The sequence below is a fragment of the Desertivirga brevis genome (assembly GCF_017355835.1).
Genome location: NZ_JAFEWF010000013.1, coordinates 139,644 through 157,016, shown reverse-complemented (window position 1 = coordinate 157,016; position 17,373 = coordinate 139,644). Strand labels below are relative to the sequence as shown.

16 protein-coding genes are annotated in these 17,373 nt (G+C 39.2%); 10 read left to right on the top strand and 6 right to left on the bottom strand.

Translation table 11 applies throughout. The annotated features are described in order from the left end of the window. Positions 1 to 14 precede the first annotated feature (14 nt). The gene (locus J4N25_RS24660) at positions 15 to 890 is read right to left on the bottom strand and encodes a YicC/YloC family endoribonuclease (protein WP_242696018.1); all 876 of its coding nucleotides are present in this window, start codon (positions 888 to 890) and stop codon (positions 15 to 17) included. A gap of 62 nt (positions 891 to 952) precedes the next feature. Between J4N25_RS24660 and J4N25_RS24655 the strand changes: the two genes are divergently transcribed. Together J4N25_RS24655 and J4N25_RS24650 are read left to right on the top strand one after the other, a co-directional pair. Continuing rightward, positions 953 to 1,429: a nucleoside deaminase gene (locus J4N25_RS24655; protein WP_207424562.1), complete on the top strand. Its 477-nt coding sequence runs from the start codon at positions 953 to 955 to the stop codon at positions 1,427 to 1,429. Positions 1,430 to 1,504: 75 nt separating this feature from the next. Next, on the top strand, positions 1,505 to 2,113 hold the full coding sequence (locus J4N25_RS24650) for a superoxide dismutase (RefSeq protein WP_207424561.1): 609 nt from the start codon (positions 1,505 to 1,507) through the stop codon (positions 2,111 to 2,113). Positions 2,114 to 2,352: 239 nt separating this feature from the next. Here the strand turns inward: J4N25_RS24650 and J4N25_RS24645 are convergent, their stop codons facing one another. The 3 genes from J4N25_RS24645 to J4N25_RS24635 all read right to left on the bottom strand — a co-directional run bounded on the left by J4N25_RS24645 (position 2,353) and on the right by J4N25_RS24635 (position 6,952). Further along, positions 2,353 to 3,291, bottom strand: coding sequence for a hydrogen peroxide-inducible genes activator (locus J4N25_RS24645; protein WP_207424560.1), 939 nt, complete (start codon positions 3,289 to 3,291; stop codon positions 2,353 to 2,355). Between the two features lie 342 nt (positions 3,292 to 3,633). Beyond that, positions 3,634 to 5,475 carry a glutamine--fructose-6-phosphate transaminase (isomerizing) gene (glmS, locus tag J4N25_RS24640; protein ID WP_207424559.1) on the bottom strand — a complete coding sequence of 614 codons (1,842 nt, stop codon included), beginning with the start codon at positions 5,473 to 5,475 and terminating at the stop codon, positions 3,634 to 3,636. 46 nt (positions 5,476 to 5,521) lie between these two features. Continuing rightward, complete coding sequence (locus J4N25_RS24635; protein ID WP_207424558.1) at positions 5,522 to 6,952, bottom strand: DUF4270 family protein; 1,431 nt, start codon at positions 6,950 to 6,952, stop codon at positions 5,522 to 5,524. Positions 6,953 to 7,267: 315 nt separating this feature from the next. On the opposite strand from J4N25_RS24635, the gene J4N25_RS24630 reads away from it, so the two are divergent. Further along, positions 7,268 to 8,617 carry a DUF4270 family protein gene (locus J4N25_RS24630; protein WP_207424557.1) on the top strand — a complete coding sequence of 450 codons (1,350 nt, stop codon included), beginning with the start codon at positions 7,268 to 7,270 and terminating at the stop codon, positions 8,615 to 8,617. Between the two features lie 2 nt (positions 8,618 to 8,619). Next, on the top strand, positions 8,620 to 9,657 hold the full coding sequence (locus J4N25_RS24625) for a Kelch repeat-containing protein (RefSeq protein ID WP_207424556.1): 1,038 nt from the start codon (positions 8,620 to 8,622) through the stop codon (positions 9,655 to 9,657). 263 nt (positions 9,658 to 9,920) lie between these two features. On the opposite strand, the gene J4N25_RS24620 is transcribed toward J4N25_RS24625, so the two are convergent. Continuing rightward, complete coding sequence (locus J4N25_RS24620) at positions 9,921 to 10,745, bottom strand: glycogen/starch synthase (protein ID WP_207424555.1); 825 nt, start codon at positions 10,743 to 10,745, stop codon at positions 9,921 to 9,923. Positions 10,746 to 10,889: 144 nt separating this feature from the next. Between J4N25_RS24620 and panC the strand changes: the two genes are divergently transcribed. The 4 genes from panC (at position 10,890) to J4N25_RS24600 (ending at position 14,860) form a co-directional block, all read left to right on the top strand. Continuing rightward, positions 10,890 to 11,729: a pantoate--beta-alanine ligase gene (gene panC / locus J4N25_RS24615; protein ID WP_207424554.1), complete on the top strand. Its 840-nt coding sequence runs from the start codon at positions 10,890 to 10,892 to the stop codon at positions 11,727 to 11,729. Between the two features lie 61 nt (positions 11,730 to 11,790). Continuing rightward, positions 11,791 to 12,141, top strand: coding sequence for an aspartate 1-decarboxylase (panD, locus tag J4N25_RS24610; RefSeq protein ID WP_207424553.1), 351 nt, complete (start codon positions 11,791 to 11,793; stop codon positions 12,139 to 12,141). 13 nt (positions 12,142 to 12,154) lie between these two features. Then, positions 12,155 to 12,646 carry a D-glycero-beta-D-manno-heptose 1-phosphate adenylyltransferase gene (rfaE2, locus tag J4N25_RS24605; protein WP_207424552.1) on the top strand — a complete coding sequence of 164 codons (492 nt, stop codon included), beginning with the start codon at positions 12,155 to 12,157 and terminating at the stop codon, positions 12,644 to 12,646. Positions 12,647 to 12,757: 111 nt separating this feature from the next. Beyond that, complete coding sequence (locus tag J4N25_RS24600; RefSeq protein WP_207424551.1) at positions 12,758 to 14,860, top strand: M1 family metallopeptidase; 2,103 nt, start codon at positions 12,758 to 12,760, stop codon at positions 14,858 to 14,860. A gap of 17 nt (positions 14,861 to 14,877) precedes the next feature. Here the strand turns inward: J4N25_RS24600 and J4N25_RS24595 are convergent, their stop codons facing one another. Continuing rightward, positions 14,878 to 15,210 carry a phage holin family protein gene (locus J4N25_RS24595; protein WP_207424550.1) on the bottom strand — a complete coding sequence of 111 codons (333 nt, stop codon included), beginning with the start codon at positions 15,208 to 15,210 and terminating at the stop codon, positions 14,878 to 14,880. Between the two features lie 442 nt (positions 15,211 to 15,652). Here J4N25_RS24595 and rimP point away from each other — a divergent pair, with 442 nt between their 5' ends. After that, on the top strand, positions 15,653 to 16,117 hold the full coding sequence (rimP, locus tag J4N25_RS24590; protein ID WP_207424549.1) for a ribosome assembly cofactor RimP: 465 nt from the start codon (positions 15,653 to 15,655) through the stop codon (positions 16,115 to 16,117). Between the two features lies 1 nt (position 16,118). Continuing rightward, complete coding sequence (gene nusA / locus J4N25_RS24585) at positions 16,119 to 17,354, top strand: transcription termination factor NusA (RefSeq protein ID WP_207424548.1); 1,236 nt, start codon at positions 16,119 to 16,121, stop codon at positions 17,352 to 17,354. Positions 17,355 to 17,373 lie beyond the last annotated feature (19 nt).

The following is a 17,373-nucleotide window of genomic DNA, read 5'->3' as shown; positions in this document are numbered from 1 at the left end:
CTTTATACTTTCTTTTATAGTACGTTTAAAAGTTGTTCTTTGATCTTTTCCAGCTCTTCTTTCATGCCAACCACTACTTGCTGAATTCCGGCATCATTAGCTTTTGAGCCCATAGTGTTTATTTCCCGACCGATCTCCTGTGAAATAAAGCCTAGCTTTTTGCCATTAGCATCAGGTGATTTTAATGCTTTTAGAAAGTAATCGCAGTGGCTTTTCAAGCGAACCTTTTCTTCGGTGATGTCAAGTTTATCGATGTAAAAGATCAACTCTTGCTCAAACCGGTTTTCATCTATATTTTCCTTGCCAACAAATTCATTCAAAAGCTGATTGATCCTTTCGCGGATAACTGGAATACGGCGAGGTTCAAGTTCTTCAACCTGCTTTAGTGAGCTTAGAATGTTATTAATTCGCAGGATCAGATCTTTTTCAAGGATACCTCCCTCATCTTTTCTGAACCGCTGAAAACTCTCAAGTGCATCCGAGAACGTTCCCTGCAATTGCAGCCATTCTTCTTCCGAAACAAGGTCTTCACTAAACTGAATTACCTCAGGGAAACCAAGCGCAAGTTGTAATAGGTTTGAGCTACTATCTCCTAATTCAGTTGCTGCATTTTTTAGCTGAGTGTAGTAAAGTTTGAGCAAGGCTGAATCAATCTGAGCTGCTTTTTTCTCAGTCTCAGGATATTCAATAGTAAATGTGATAGTTACTTTTCCCCGTTCAATATGCTTACTGCATTCATTGCGCAGGATAAGTTCTTTGTCTGAAAAGGATTTAGGTAGCTTAAGAGCAAGTTCGAGAAATTTGCTATTAAGTGACTTAATCTCTACGGTGTATTTAGCATTGGCAAAATCCTTAGCAGCAATACCGTAACCTGTCATGGATTTAATCATAAGCAAAGATAGAATTTATTCCCTATACTTGTCTTCTAACTAGCATCTATACCCTGATATACATGAAGTACGTTAGTTTTACAGATGAACCCATAGTAACGCCGGATGAGTTCTTCATGAACGAAGCATTAAAGGAAGCCAGGAAGGCGCTTTCCGAAGATGAAGTTCCAATTGGAGCAGTTATAGTTTCTGGTGGCCGGATAATAGGAAGAGGATACAATCTTACTGAGAAGTTGAACGACGTAACCGCTCATGCAGAAATGCAGGCATTTACTGCTGCGGCCAATTTTTTAGGAGGCAAGTACTTAAAGGATTGTACACTATACGTAACAGTGGAGCCGTGTGTAATGTGCGCAGGAGCTTCCTACTGGACACAAATCAGCAGGATCGTTTATGGAGCTCATGATCTTAAATTAGGTTTCAAGCGTATCAATCAGCGCATTACTCATCCCAAAACAGAAGTTATTGGCGGAATTAAGGAAAATGAGTGTGCAACATTGATCAAGGATTTCTTTTTGAGCAAAAGAAACAAAACCTGACATCTCTCTGAACAATTTTTTTAAGCATAAGTTATCTTTGTGCTGTAATATGTTTAACCTTTAAAAATAATAAATATGGCTTTTGAACTACCAGCGTTACCATACGCTTCTGATGCCCTCGAACCGCATATCGACAAGGCAACAATGGAAATACATCATGGCAAGCACCACAATGCTTATGTTACTAACTTAAACAATGCAGTTGCTGGTTCTGAGGCTGAAAACAAAAGTTTGGAAGAGCTTCAGGCAAATATTTCTTCATATGCTCCGGCTGTTCGTAACAATGGTGGTGGTCACTTCAATCACTCATTATTCTGGACTGTAATTGGGCCGAACGCAGGTGGCGAACCTACAGGCGAATTAGCGGAGGCTATTAATGAGGCTTTCGGTTCTTTCGAAGACTTTAAAAAGAAATTCAGCGAAGCTGCTGCAACTCGTTTTGGTTCTGGATGGGCTTGGTTAAGCGTTGCTGCTGATGGTAAATTACAAGTATCTTCTACTCCTAACCAGGATAACCCATTAATGGATGTTGCTGATGTAAAAGGAACTCCAATTTTAGGTTTGGATGTATGGGAGCATGCTTACTACTTAAATTATCAAAACCGTCGCCCAGACTATATCGCTGCATTTTGGAATGTAGTTAACTGGAGCGCAGTAGCAGAGCGTTACGCGCAGGCAAAATAGTAATTAGTAGGAAAAAAACATTTTGTCATGAAGTAGTGTATTTAATAGTACACTACTTTTTTATTTTATTCCTATGACAAAAAGGTTATTTTTCTCTATAGCAATGATGGTAACCATGTTACTGTCGAGTTGCGAATTAGTAGGCGATATATTCAAGACAGGTGTTTATACTGGTGTCGTTATCGTTGTTGTTGTAATCGCCTTGATTATTTGGCTAATTCGAAAAGTGTTCAGATAATTTAAAAGGTTTCCATTAGCGCTTTATTGCCGCTATTCAACATATCCTGGGGTGTAATTTCCAGGATTTCTTTTTTTAGGGAGTTGATCAAACCTCTTTTAAGAAAATTTCTATGTGTAACGAGGCTGATCTCCCTCGCGGGGACAGGTTTATCGAACCGTCGAACCTTCTTCATCTGCTCGGATGAAAAATCTGAAAGGCTCAGCTCTGGTAAGATGGTAATGCCGGCATTTAGATCAACCATTCTTTTCAATGTCTCTACACTACCGGTATTATATTCGAAGGATCTTATTCCATTAACAGCAGTTTTCTTTTTACAAATATTTAAAACCTGATTTCGCATACAATGACCTTCATTCAACAGCCAGGTTTCTTCGATATTTATATCATCTACACTAATGTTCTGTTTGTTTGCCACACTGCTATTGTCTGAGGAGTAGATCACGAAGTCTTCATAGAATAGTGGTATCTCCTGGAGGCTTTTGTCTTCCAGGGGAGTTGATAAAACACCACAGTCCAATAAACCTATCTTCAGATTCTGAATGATCTGTTCTGTTGTATATTCCCATATAGATAATTGAACTTTTGGGTACTTAGAAGTAAAGTTCATAATAACTTTTGGAAGTAGATAGGGTGCAATAGTTGGAATCACTCCAATTTTTAATTCCCCGGCAAGTTCATTTTTATGAGCGGCAATCAATTCCTGCAACTTGGCGCTCTCTGCAAGGATTAGTCTGGCTTGTTCGATTACATGCTGACCAATATCCGTTGGAATAACAGGCTGCTTACTCCTGTCAAATAGCTTTACTCCTAAATTCTCTTCGAGTTTCTGTATCTGCATGCTTAAAGTAGGCTGAGTAACAAAGCATTTTTCTGCAGCCGTTACAAAACTCCTGTAGGTATCAACTGCTACTATATATTCTAGCTGAACAAGTGTCATATAGTGTAAATCTATTCAAAGATAAATAATATCAATTTCTTTTATTTAATCTTTTTGTAGAAGTTTGAACTAACAATATTTATAGACAGTAAAGTTAAAAACAGGAGGTTCAAATGAAAATACAAGTAATTATTCTGCCAGCGTTAGGGAAGCTTAGAGCACTGATGCTAATGTGGTAGAGGAAATAAAAATAATAAACACAATTACACGAACACGTTAATATCTATATATAAAAAAAGGAGGCTGTTGTAAAACGCCTCCTTTGATTCATATAACTAAATTTTTTTGGAAGTACTCTTTAATTCACCAAAATTAGTGCAATTAGTGCAAATTCGTGATCCTTTATTCTACCGTTACCGATTTCGCCAAGTTCCGTGGTTGATCCACATTACATCCTCTTAATACAGCGATATGATAAGAAAGTAGCTGAAGTGGTATTGTAGCGATCAATGGCAAGAAAGCTTCGTTAGCATCAGGGATTTCAATGGTATAATCAGCCATCTTCTTCACTTCCTTATCACCTTCAGTCACAATAGCAATAACAACTCCTTTTCTCGCCTTAACTTCCTGAATATTACTGATCACCTTTTCGTAGGAAGAATTTTTAGCAGCGATAACCACTACTGGCATTTCCTCATCGATCAAGGCAATTGGTCCGTGTTTCATTTCGGCTGCAGGATAACCCTCTGCATGGATGTAAGAGATCTCTTTTAGTTTAAGAGCACCTTCAAGTGCCACGGGGAAACCGCTTCCACGGCCAAGGAATAAACAATTTCTTGAATCGACGAACTTCTTAGCAATATTCAAGATATGATCGTTCGCTTCCAGGCATTTTTCGACTAAGTCAGGAATGTCTTCAAGCTCAGTTAGCATTTGAACTGTCTGGCTTTGCTTAATTGTTCCACGTTTTTCGGCAATAAACAGAGCAATCAGGGTTAAAACAGTTACCTGTGCCGTAAATGCTTTGGTAGAGGCAACACCGATCTCTGGTCCCGCGTGGGTATAAACACCAGCGTGAGTGATACGAGGAATCGAAGATCCAACAACATTACAAATACCGAAAATAGTTGCACCTTTTTCTTTGGCAAGCTCAATGGCAGCCATGGTGTCGGCAGTTTCGCCAGATTGTGAAATAGCGATTACAAGATCTTTTTCAGTGATAATAGGGTTTCTGTACCTGAATTCCGACGCATACTCCACTTCTACCGGTACTCGCGCATATTCTTCGATCAGGTATTCTCCTACTAAGCCAGCGTGCCATGAAGTGCCGCAAGCAATGACAATGATGCGGTCTACATTTTTCAGTTTCTCAGTATATTCAGCCAAACCCCCTAATTGGATCTTTCCCTCATTAGGGTAAATGCGACCCCTCATACAATCTTTGATTGAACGAGGTTGTTCATAGATCTCCTTTAGCATGAAGTGATCAAACCCACCTTTTTCAAGCATTTCGAGTTTAAGCTCGAGTTCCTGAATGTAAGGAGTTTGAACGCGGTTATCAATACTCTTAATAACCAATTCATCAGTCTTTACATAAGCAATTTGGCTATCTTTTAGATAGATAACGTTCTTAGTATATTCGACGATCGGAGAAGCATCAGAAGCGATGAAATATTCGTCCTGCCCTACTCCAATTACCATCGGACTTCCTTTTCTGGCTGCAACTAAAACATCCGGTTCATCCACGCTCATTACTACAATAGCATAAGCGCCAACAACCTCGTTTAAAGCTACCCGTACTGCCTCGAACAGATCAAGACCGTCTGATTTTTGAATTTCTTCAATTAAATGAATGAGCACTTCGGTATCCGTATCGCTACGAAACTCGTGTCCTTTAGTCTGAAGCGCTTCCTTTAAGACTGCGTAGTTTTCAATAATACCATTGTGGATAATAGAAAGCCTTCTGTCACCAGAACTGTGTGGATGTGAATTACGATCAGATGGAGCACCATGGGTAGCCCAGCGGGTATGTCCCATTCCTATACTTCCTGACCGGTCAACGCCCTGAGCAAATGCTTCAAGGTCTGAAACTTTACCAGCCTTTTTATATGTTCTGATTCCGTTTTCCTTATTTATTAGAGCTATCCCCGCACTATCGTAACCTCTATATTCTAATCTCTTAAGCCCTTTTATAATGACATCCCAGGCATCGCGATGTCCAATATAGCCTACTATTCCACACATAGATTATTTTTTTGGTAAACTACAATATGTATTTAATGAAAGATAATTAATCAGGTTGGGTATAAACTATGCTTAGTCTAACCTTTGAGTTAGGGTTGAGCTTACCCGGCAGTACTGCCCGTCTGGCAGTATTTGCAGCCGCATTAATGTTCGCTTGGCCTGTAAAGTTTGCTCTTATTGGAGATATAAATGTATCAAATTCTTTAAGTCTTCCAGTAAGCAGGTCCTGAACATAAGAAGTAACTACGAATCTGTATTCGCGGGGTTTCCTGCGGCCGTAAAAACCATCAAAAAGAGGCTCAGGAAGAAATCTCGGATCCATTTGTACTGCATTATCCGGAATGGGTTGGCGTACTCCTGCAATGTCTGTGCGGTACAGCGTTAATCTAGGAGCAGGTGCTAAGTAAGTACCCGTACCTGGAGTTGCTGCTCCCACCTCAGGTATGATCAGCTCAGCCCTGTTAATCGTAATCGTTTTATTTTCACCTGCGGTTTTTGCTACTAATGCTTTTAAAGCTTCAAGTTCAGTAAACTTAATCTTAGCACGATAGCCTCCCAACGGTTGCACATATACTTCAGAAACATTTACATTTCCTTCGTTAGCCTTAACAGACGCAGGGTGATTGTGAATAACATTCGATGCAGCCAAACCCGAGCTTGTCGAAAATACTGCCATATTGGTGTCTAAAGCTCCTGCCGAAGTCCTGTTTTTGTAGTAAACCTCTAAGCCACTAAAATTATTTGCTGAGGCAAGATCAAAAAATGTCAGTGCTCCTTTATTTGTTATAACACCTGGGTCTAACGTTAAGTAAAGTCCTTTAAAATTCTTTTGAAAGCCAAAATTTGTAACTGAGTCAATAGCCAATGCGCTTTTTAGCTTTGTAAATACAGATGCAGCACCAAGCTGAATTCTTGCGTGTGGCGCAAACTTTTTCGTAGTATCTCTAGCTCCGTCAACTATTTGTTGAACCCGAATAGTATCACCGTAGCTAAACGCTTTAAGTTCTTTGGTGCCTAGCAAACCAGTGCTCTGCCAGGTTTTGGTTGAATAATAAGTAGTGGAGTTGCTTGCGCTTCTTGGGAAAACTTCAGCCAACTCGGCAACGCGAATAGTATAATTTGAAATAGAGTCGCCGTATAGCTCGTTGCCATATTTAAGCACCAACACAACAGAATCAATCGTCGCATCTTTACCAAAAGAAAAGCCTGAAGATGGAAGGTTAAACGCCAGTGCAAGTTTGGCTTCAGTTTCTCCCAGCACGGGATCTTTCAAAAAGCCAAAAGGGTGTTGCGAAAGTCCGGTAGTAATAACGCTATCTTCAGGAACGGTTGCAATGTCAACCGCAGAAGTTGTTATTTCAGATTTGCCATTTTCACTTCCGGTATCTATTCCTATAAGATCGGATTTCTGGCAACTAGCAAAGATGATTGTGAAGGCGGCTAGGATCGAATATATATAATATTTTGTTTGAGGCATTTTACTTGATGTCTTTTCTTATAAAATAATTGCGCTAAGATATAGAAAATAAGTTTTCTATAAGTCCTGAGTTTCGAATGTTCAGTTTGTGTAATCAACGGCTTAAATCTAATTCTATTGTTGCATTTGCATATGCTTTAAGTACCCTATTGTAAAAAAATGTAAAGAAAATCTATGTTGAAATAAAAGGTTTTTGTTAATAAATGTTAAGCAGAACGTCCCCGGAGCAAGTGTTTTGTTAAACAAAGTTAAGGTTAATTTCTGAAACGTTGTAGGTGTACATATTTGTGCAAACAGCACACATAAATCAAAGCTATGCTCATAAGATTTACTCTTCCTGGCTTCAAGTCATTACTCTTTCTTTGCACTTTTTTGTCTCTTATCTCATGCAAGAAGGAAAGTGCAATAAGTATTGGAAATAACGCTGGAACTTTAGGAGTGACGGTATCTGATACATTTACTGTAACTTCATCAACCTTGTTATTAGATTCCCTTCCTACTGCAGGTAGTGGATTATTACTTGTCGGTAACATTCAGGATCCAGAACTAGGGTTTGTAAAAGCTTCCACTTTCTTTAAGCTTTCGATCCCAGGTAGCACAACTGTTCCTGAGGATGCTCAGCTCGACTCTGTTCGGATGACGTTGACTTATTCCGGATACTATTATGGAGATACGACAGTAAGTCAAGAGCTATCAATATATCAACTAACTGAAAAAATAGCTTACAGGCCGGTACCTGGATATATTGACCCCGAAGAGAAGAATGTCTTTTCATCAGGATCTACTTATTATAATCGAAGTTATTTCAACAGTAATCCCAGCCCTCTAATTACTTTTCAATTAAGCCCTAAGCCTAAATCTAAAGACACATTGTTTTTAAAAATACCGGAATCGTTAGGGGCTGAGTTGTTCTCCTTGGTGAAAAATGGCGCTACTGAAGTTTCAACAGCGGCGGAGTTTGAAAACTATTTTAAGGGCATTACCATAAAGGCTGCTGATGCAGGAAATGCAGTGATTGGTTTTAAAGACACAGTATTACTTAACCTATATTACAGTTATGCTGGGGCAAACGGACTGAAGGAAAAGTCAGTTATTTCATTTTCTCTCTCTGATAAAACCTCTCAGTTTAACCGAATTGTATCAGACCGCAGAAGCTTAAAGATCGCTACGTTGTCTGATAAACTTAATATAGTTAGTGCGGTGGAAAGTGACAACAAAACTTATGTGCAGGGTGGCATAGGGTTGGTCACTAAACTTGAATTTCCCGGACTGAGCTACCTGACAGCCGATCCTACCATTGTTATAAATAAAGCTGAATTAATTATTCAAAGTCCTTATGGTGCCGATAAGCCGTTCAAACTGCCCCAGCAATTGGTATTGCTCTTGGCCAATAAGAATAATAAACCTCAGCAGGTTTACACGGACTCCTACACAAATACTTCGTCAGCTTCTCTTTTCCAAGCTGGGGACATTGACCAAGTATCAAGTTACATTTTCCCTGTAACGGAGTATGTGAGTAATTACGCCAAGAAGTATCAGAATACCTCTTTCTTATTAAGCCTTCCTGTTTCTACTATCCATCAAACCCTTGAGCGAGCTGTCATCGGTTCGATGGCCAATCCAAAAGCTAATATTAAACTAAAAATAACATACACGAAAAACTAAAAATGATGAATAAACTATTAACAAAACTTATTTTTTTATTAACTCTTACCATCGCTGTCGGATGCCAGAATGAAGATGAAAGCGATGTTCTGGCTGGAGACTGGAGTCGCGAAGCAGATTTTGAGGGTGTATCCAGAAGTGATGCTGCCGCCTTTGTAATCAACGATACAGCATATGTAGGAACGGGATTTACCAGTAGTACCTCCACAGAAAGCCGTTTGAACGATTTTTGGAAGTACAATGTCGATCAGGACAACTGGTACACCATTGCTTCCTTTCCTGGAAAGGCCCGCAGTAAGGCCGTGGCATTTTCAGTGGGAGGTAAGGGGTATGTTGGACTGGGAACTGATGGAACGAATCTATTAACGGATTTCTGGGAGTATAACCCAATCAATAATTCATGGAAACAAGTTGCTAACTTTCCGGTATCAAAGGGACGTTATGGAGCTGTTGCTTTTGGAATTGGTAATTACGGCTATGTTGGCTGTGGCAACGATGGGGATAACGACCAACAGGATTTTTACCAGTATAATCCTTCCACTAACAGCTGGGTACAAGTAGCCAGTATTAAATCGAAACGTGTCTATCCATTTGTATTCGTTATTGACAATGTGGCTTATGTCGGAGGTGGATCTAATAACGGATCATATGTTGCTTCCTTTTTTGCCTACAATCCATTATCTAACACCTGGAATCAAAAACATTCTTTATACCCTGATGGCGATGATGAAGAAACTGATGCAATAAAGGGTAATGACGATTATAATTATAATTTACAGCGTACCTCTCCCGCAGCTTTTGCTATAGGAGGACGTGGTTATATTACCACAGGTACATACAGTTCTGTCTTGAATAATACCTGGCAGTATAATCCTGTGGTTGACATCTGGGAACAAGTTGATTCCTTCGAAGGAAGCGCACGGGAAGCTACAGCAGGTTTTTCTATTAAGAATCTGGGATATCTCGCTACAGGACGTTCTGGTACCTCCCGCTTTGATGATCTTTGGAGGTTTGATCCAAATGCCTCTGATAACGATTAATTATGTATTGTTGTTTTAATTCTAGAGGTTGGCCGAAAAGTGGCCAGCCTTTGTGTTAAAAAAAATAAAATCTCCGTGAGCAAAACTTAGAATTGGAGGATGAAGTACCCACGTCTTGACATGCGGGAAATTTAACGAGACGATCTCATTGAGACTTTTAAAACAAACTGAATCTCAATAAACAATTAGGCTTTCGAAGATAAAAAAAGGGGAAGACTTCAAAAAATCTTCCCCTTTTTCAGGATGTCGTTCCTTAATTAGAATTACGCAAGAGATACCAGGTCTTCAGTAGAGATCTCTTCGTAAAGATTGTAATAATTTTCGTAGTCAGAAGTGTCCTCATAAGCTAATGTAGGCTTCTGGCTTTCTTTAACAAACTTTACAACTTCATCACTCGCTTCTGTGTCGCCAAACACTACCGCATCAGAATAAGTGATGGCTCCTTTGTGTAAAGCATTGCTGTCAGCATCTTTAAATACTTCAGTGTGTTCTGAAGTCATTCCACCCATAATAGCTTTACGGGAGAAATCTGCATTAAGTGTTTCAGAAAATTCATCGTTGTAAACTGAATAAACCACTTTAGCATTTTTAAAAGTTGGGTCGTCTTTATAGGTAGTTTTAAGATATACAGGCACCAGAGAAGTCATTCTTCCGTGGCAATGTACTACTTCAGGAGACCATCCTAATTTCTTAACCGTTTCCAACGCTCCCTTACAGAAGAAAATCGCTCTCTCGTCGTTGTCCGCAAAGAAGTTGTTATTACCGTCTCTGAAAACATGCTTCCGCTGAAAGTATTCTTCATTGTCTAAGAAATATACCTGCATTCTCGCTGAAGGTATAGATGCAACTTTGATGATCAACGGGTTATCATTATCGTCAATGATAATGTTCATTCCTGAAAGTCGGATTACCTCATGAAGGCGATTACGGCGCTCGTTAATATTTCCAAAACGAGGCATTAGGATTCTGATTTCAAATCCTTTATCTTGCATCGCTTGAGGTAGCTGCCGTGTGATTTCAGAAATTTTACTTAACTCGAGGAAAGGCGACATCTCGTGGGTAATAAACAGTAACTTCGTTTTTGCCATCTCCAATTATAAAGTTTTGAAAAAATAGAATTTGGGACTGCAAATATAAGCATTATCTTATGATATATCAACGATTTATGCAAATCCCTTTGATATTTTTTCATTAATGCACACCTTTGCCCCAAATACAGAATCAGCGCACCGTTGAAAGTTTTTACATCAAAGCATGAGTTATCAGGGTATCTGGACACTCTAAAAGAAAAGGGAAAAATCATTGGATTTGTACCAACAATGGGGGCACTTCATCAAGGGCATTTATCTCTTATTGAAATTGCAGCCCGAAATACTGATTGTGTAGTCTGCAGTATTTTTGTAAACCCAACTCAATTTAACGATCCGGAAGATCTTGCCAAATACCCCCGTCCTATCGATGCGGATATTGCCATGCTGGAACAGGTAAACTGCGATGTTCTTTTTCTTCCCGCTGTTCAGGAGATGTATTCAGGAGATGAGCAGTGGAGCATTGATCTGGGCTATTTAGAACGCATTCTGGAAGGCAGGTTCAGGCCCGGGCATTACCAGGGGGTAACACAAATTGTCAAGAAGCTTTTTGATGTTGTTCAACCTAATAAGGCCTTTTTTGGACAAAAGGATTTTCAACAGGTAAAGGTGATCATGAAGATGGTAGAGCTATACAGTATGCCAGTTGAGATAGTGATGTGTCCAATTTTGCGAGAAGAAGATGGCCTGGCAATGAGCTCAAGAAATATCCATCTTTCACCATCAGAAAGGGTTGAGGCTTTAGCGCTATCAAAAACGCTTAACAGCACCAGGGAAAATTTTGCCATAAAACCTATTAGTCAGCTTCAGCAGGATGCAGAGAGTTTTCTGCAAAATTCGGAAGGGGTTGAATTAGAGTATTTTGAGATATGCAACGCCGAAACACTTATGCCTGCAGAATCAAAAGACGAGGCTGGCCTGGTAGCATTGGTGGCAGCAAAAGTAGGGCGTACAAGGCTGATAGACAATATCATAATTAAGTAATCTCTCTTTACTGTTAAATGCATTTTAGGTAAGCAAATAAAGTTTTCATAATTTTGCACACATGATTATTCAGGTTTTGAAGTCTAAGATACACCGGGTGAAGGTTACGCAGGCGGAGTTGAATTATGTAGGGAGTATAACCATAGACGAAGACTTAATCGAAGCAGCGAATATTATTCCTAATGAAAAAGTGCAGATTGTGAATAATAACAATGGGGCACGCTTCGAAACATACGTTATAAGAGGGGAAAGAGGCTCTGGTGTTGTTTGTTTGAACGGTTCTTGTGCCCGCCTCGCAGCTGTTGGTGATATTATTATCATTATGTCCTATGGTTCCCTGCCTATGGATGAGGCCAGAAAATACGAACCCATCCTGGTATTTCCCGACGATAACAATCTACTTATAAAATAATCCTATTTAAAACATGACTAAATTACGAACCGTCGAGCGAAAGGTGGTAAGCCCTGATCAATTACAGAAATATTTAAACATGTGGCGGTTGCAAGGTCAAAAGATCGTGTTCACCAATGGCTGTTTTGATCTTTTACATTTAGGTCATGTTGATTACCTGTCAAAAGCAGCCGATTTAGGAGAAAGGCTGGTGATCGGTCTTAATTCTGATCAATCCACATCAAACTTAAAAGGGCCTAACAGACCTATTACAGATGAAAAATCCAGAGCAACTTTGCTGGCTGCTTTATTTTTTGTTGATGCAGTTGTATTGTTCGACGAACCTACACCTTTCGATCTGATCTCGGCAGTAAAGCCGGATGTATTAGTGAAAGGAGCTGATTACACTTTAGATAGGATCGTAGGCGCCGATGTAGTGCTTGCAAACGGTGGAGAAGTTAAGACTATTGAGTTTATTGAGGGATACTCAACCACGGCTATTGAACAGAGAATCAAGAACTCTTAGTTCTTTAATGGTATTCTTGGAAATCTTTTTTTCAATCCTGTAGTTATTATAATCTTATTATGTAACATTTGCGGCGACAATCATGGCAATGCAAAAGGATTGAACTATACAATGAAATTATACCGATTCTACTCTTTTAGCTTTCTTATACTTTTAATAACAGCCTGTTCTGCCAAAAGAGTAGTTCTTGATCCTATAACGGTTAAAGGAAATGCGCCAGGCTCTAATATTTATAGGGGAAGTTATCCAAAAATTACAGATATCCTCCATACCAAACTTGATCTTAAGTTTGATTTTGATAGTAGTTTCGTTATAGGTAAGGCATGGATTACTGCTAAGCCTTATTTTTATCCTATTAATCAGGTTGTGCTTGACAGTCGTGGATTTCGAATCCACCAGGTATCCTTGGTCAATAAAGATGATTTGCTGCCACTCAAGTATTCTTACGACGGTAAGTCACTCAAGATAGACCTTAACAAAACCTATAGCTCGGAACAAAAATTCACGCTATATATTGATTACACTGCAATGCCCTCAAAAGGGCAAGGTATTGCAGCTGCCGGTGACCGCGGATTTCATTTTATAAACCCGACAGGTAAGGAAAACGACAAGCCCCGTCAGTTTTGGACACAGGGAGAAACCGAGTCGAATTCTGCATGGTTCCCTACGATAAATGGTCCCCAGGAGAAAATGACGCAGGAGATCAATTTAACGGTCCCAAAACAAATGGTGACCTTGTCAAACGGGGATCTTGATTTCTCTACAGATAATGGCGACGGTACAAGAACCGATTCCTGGCGACAAGAGCAACCTCATTCAACTTATTTAACCATGGTGGCAGGAGGTAATTTTTCTGTGATCAAGGATAAATGGCAAGATAAAGAGGTTAATTATTATGTAGATCCGCCTTTTGCCAAGTATGCCAAACTAGTCTTTGGAAAAACTCCTGAAATGATGACTTTCTTTTCTAAGAAGTTAGGGGTTGAGTATCCCTGGGAGAAGTATTCTCAAATAGTTGTCCACGACTTTACCGATGGAGCCATGGAAAATACTTCGGCAACTGTCTTTTTTGAAGGAATGAACATGACAGATGCCCAGTACCAGGATGAGAACTATGAGAGCATCATCTCCCATGAGCTTTTTCACCATTGGTTTGGTGATTTAGTTACTGCCGAATCCTGGGCAAACCTTCCCCTGAATGAATCTTTTGCTACCTATGGCGAGTATTTATGGAATGAGTACAAATATGGCCGGGATTATGCCGATTTATATGGCTGGAAAGATCAGCAAACCTATCTGAATAGTGACCATAAAGATAGAACCCTTATCCGCTTTGACTATGCAGATAAGGAGCAAATGTTTGATGAAGTAAGCTATCAGAAAGGTGGTCGCATTTTGCATATGCTTAGGAAAGTAGTTGGGGATGAAGCCTTTTTTAAGGCCCTGAATATTTTTCTCAAGCGGTACTCATTTAAAACAGCTGAGGTGCATGATCTTCGTTTGATCTTTGAGGAGGTAACAGGTCAGGATTTAAACTGGTTCTTTAACCAATGGTTCCTTTCTCCGGGACATCCCGTTTTGGCCATAGAAAACTCCTATGATACAAATACTAAACAGGTGACAGTAAACATTAGTCAGCAACAGGATTTGAATAAGTATCCCCTGTATCGTTTACCTTTCGCGGTAGATGTGTATGTAGAAGGGAAAATAGAGAGAAAAGCTATTTTACTGGAAAGACAAAATCAAAGTTTTGTATTCGATGTAGAATCGCAACCTTCCCTGGTCAATGTTGATGCTGAGAAGTCCTTATTGGGAGAGAAGATCGAGAAGAAAAGTGTGCCGCAATATGTTTTCCAGTATTCTAATGCTCCATTATTTCTCGACCGTTTAGAAGCGCTTCAAGCTCTTTCTCAGAAATTACCTCAAGAAAAGCAGGCAAGGGAAGTTTTGATCAAAGCATTAGCCGATAAAAGCTGGCATATACGTTTAGCTGCTGTGAATGCTGTTGATCAATTGAAAGATGAGGAGAAAGCACAAGTTTACGAGATAGTAAAGAATATGGCAATTTCAGACGCTCGTTCTTATGTTCGAGCTGCTGCTATTACGGCATTATCAAAAACTTTTGCCAGCCAGGATAATCAGGAAACGTTCCAGAAAGCCTTTTCTGATAAAGCTCCAAGCGTACAAAAAGCTCTTGCTGGTGCTGTAAAATAGCAGCAAGAGCTAAAGGGCTATTTAAAAATGCCAATAATCATTTTAACGACAGATAGCACTACTGCAAAGATAAGAGCGGCAATAAAGCCTGATGTATTAAAGCCTGCCATATAGTGATCTACCAGTAATACCATCAACACAGTGATGATAAACGACATTAATCCCAGTGTCATCAGGTTGATTGGGAATGTCAGAAGTCGAAGTATTGTGCCAATGGTCGCATTAGCTAACCCTATTAATATTCCTGCGATGATCGCCGAACCGAATCCATTTACCTGCACTCCCGGAATAAAAAATGCTGCGATTGATACAGCAACGCCAATAAGTAATATTTCAATTATAAACTTCATTTGGTAAAAATAAGAACTACAATTCGATACAATATTAGTTCTAAAATACTTACCGAAGAACTTAAATTGTATCGTCGGAAATTGAAAGGTTTACCATGGAAAGGACCCATCGATTGTCATTGAGTAGTAGTAGGAACCTATTAGATTGAACATCTTGTGTTAGATTTAGCTACCACATCCTATATCAGGCCTTTCCCCAGAGCAAAATGACCTAATAGTAATTCAATAACAAGTCCATAGATTTCTATTATTGTATAGACTCATTATGGACTCACTATAGACTGAGTATAGACTGGAGCAAGCTCTGGGCGTTTAGGTAAATTCAGAAGTCATTTCTAAATAACAGCAATATACTATTTCCATCTTTCCAAAAAATATTTATCTTTGCATTTATTCTGAAAAGAGGGGGCAATTTGTCCCCTCTTTTATTTTGCAACAGATTATGACTATTGAGCAAAAGATAAGTGAATTAGTTGAACAAAAGATAGCCGACAGGCCGGATCTTTTTCTGGTAGATGTAAAGATGCATGGAACCGGGACGTTAATTATTCTGGTTGATGGAGATAACGGACTGGATATTTCTGATTGTGTTGCAATAAGCAGACACGTTGGTTTTCATCTCGAAGAAGAAAATACCATCGAACATGCCTATAATCTTGAGGTTTCTTCGCCAGGTATTGATACTCCTTTGAAGTTGAAAAGGCAGTATGATAAAAATGTTGGCAGAAATTTACAGATTAAACTTTCAGAAGGTGTAAAACGCGAAGGGAAATTGCTAAGCGTAAGTGATGAAGGTATAACAATTGAAGAGAAAATTAAAGAAAAAGGTAAGAAAGCTGAGCTGGTAGAAAGCTTTATTTCTTTTGATCAGATAGCAGAAACAAAGGTGTTAATTTCATTTAAATAAAATGAGCAGTATTAATTTGATTGATTCCTTTCAGGAATTCAAAGATTTTAAAAACATCGACCGTCCTACGGTAATTAGTGTGTTGGAAGAGGTGTTTCGCAGTATGATTCGTAAAAAATACGGTACTGATGAAAATTGTGACGTTATTGTTAACCCTGATAATGGTGACTTAGAGATCTGGAGAACCAGAAGGGTTATGGAGGACGGATTCTCGGAGGATGATGATTTGGAAATCGAACTTGCTGAAGCGCGTCAAATTGATCCTGATTTAGAAGTTGGAGACGATTTTATCGAGCAAATTACCTTAGAAAGTTTTGGCCGACGTGCTATTCTCGCTGCACGCCAAACTTTGGTTTCTAAGATTTTGGAACTCGAGAAGGATGAGATCTTTAAAAAATATAAAGACAGGGTTGGTGAAATTGTTACTGGTGAGGTTTATCAGGTGTGGAAAAAAGAAACACTTGTTTTAGACGACGAAGGTAACGAGTTGATCTTACCTAAAACAGAACAAATTCCGGCGGATTATTTTAAGAAAGGTGATTCTGTAAGAGCAGTAGTATTGAAAGTGGATATGATGAACGCTAATCCTAAGATCATCATTTCACGTACAGCTCCTGAATTCCTGCAACGCCTGTTCGAACTTGAGGTTCCTGAGATTTTTGACGGTTTGATCACCATCAAGAAAATTGTTCGTGAACCGGGAGAACGTGCTAAAGTAGCTGTAGAATCATACGACGATCGTATAGATCCTGTTGGAGCTTGTGTTGGTATGAAAGGTTCTCGTATTCATGGAATAGTACGTGAATTAAAGAATGAGAATATCGACGTAATAAACTATACAAATAATAGTTCTCTATATATACAACGTGCATTAAGTCCGGCTAAAATCACTACAATAAAGCTGGATGATGTTGAAAAACGTGCTGCTGTTTATCTAAAACCAGATCAGGTATCATTAGCAATTGGTAGAGGCGGTCACAATATTAAATTAGCTGGTAAACTAACTGGTTATGAAATAGATGTGTATCGTGAAACTGAGGAGGATGATGAGGATGTGGATCTTGAAGAATTCTCAGATGAAATTGATGGCTGGATTATTGATGAGTTTAAACGTATAGGTTTAGACACAGCAAAATCAGTACTGGAACTTTCTACTGATGAGCTTGTTAGACGTACAGATTTAGAAGAGAGCACGGTTAGAGAGGTTATGGATATATTAAGAGCAGAATTTGAATAAGTAATTAAAGACTGTTCAG

What these genes read in the sequence shown, in the direction of transcription:
- J4N25_RS24660 (WP_242696018.1), bottom strand. Translation starts at nt 890, where the DNA reads ATGATTAAATCCATGACAGGTTACGGTATTGCTGCTAAGGATTTTGCC.
- J4N25_RS24655 (WP_207424562.1), top strand. Translation starts at nt 953, where the DNA reads ATGAAGTACGTTAGTTTTACAGATGAACCCATAGTAACGCCGGATGAG.
- J4N25_RS24650 (WP_207424561.1), top strand. Translation starts at nt 1,505, where the DNA reads ATGGCTTTTGAACTACCAGCGTTACCATACGCTTCTGATGCCCTCGAA.
- J4N25_RS24645 (WP_207424560.1), bottom strand. Translation starts at nt 3,291, where the DNA reads ATGACACTTGTTCAGCTAGAATATATAGTAGCAGTTGATACCTACAGG.
- glmS (WP_207424559.1), bottom strand. Translation starts at nt 5,475, where the DNA reads ATGTGTGGAATAGTAGGCTATATTGGACATCGCGATGCCTGGGATGTC.
- J4N25_RS24635 (WP_207424558.1), bottom strand. Translation starts at nt 6,952, where the DNA reads ATGCCTCAAACAAAATATTATATATATTCGATCCTAGCCGCCTTCACA.
- J4N25_RS24630 (WP_207424557.1), top strand. Translation starts at nt 7,268, where the DNA reads ATGCTCATAAGATTTACTCTTCCTGGCTTCAAGTCATTACTCTTTCTT.
- J4N25_RS24625 (WP_207424556.1), top strand. Translation starts at nt 8,620, where the DNA reads ATGATGAATAAACTATTAACAAAACTTATTTTTTTATTAACTCTTACC.
- J4N25_RS24620 (WP_207424555.1), bottom strand. Translation starts at nt 10,745, where the DNA reads ATGGCAAAAACGAAGTTACTGTTTATTACCCACGAGATGTCGCCTTTC.
- panD (WP_207424553.1), top strand. Translation starts at nt 11,791, where the DNA reads ATGATTATTCAGGTTTTGAAGTCTAAGATACACCGGGTGAAGGTTACG.
- rfaE2 (WP_207424552.1), top strand. Translation starts at nt 12,155, where the DNA reads ATGACTAAATTACGAACCGTCGAGCGAAAGGTGGTAAGCCCTGATCAA.
- J4N25_RS24600 (WP_207424551.1), top strand. Translation starts at nt 12,758, where the DNA reads ATGAAATTATACCGATTCTACTCTTTTAGCTTTCTTATACTTTTAATA.
- J4N25_RS24595 (WP_207424550.1), bottom strand. Translation starts at nt 15,210, where the DNA reads ATGAAGTTTATAATTGAAATATTACTTATTGGCGTTGCTGTATCAATC.
- rimP (WP_207424549.1), top strand. Translation starts at nt 15,653, where the DNA reads ATGACTATTGAGCAAAAGATAAGTGAATTAGTTGAACAAAAGATAGCC.
- nusA (WP_207424548.1), top strand. Translation starts at nt 16,119, where the DNA reads ATGAGCAGTATTAATTTGATTGATTCCTTTCAGGAATTCAAAGATTTT.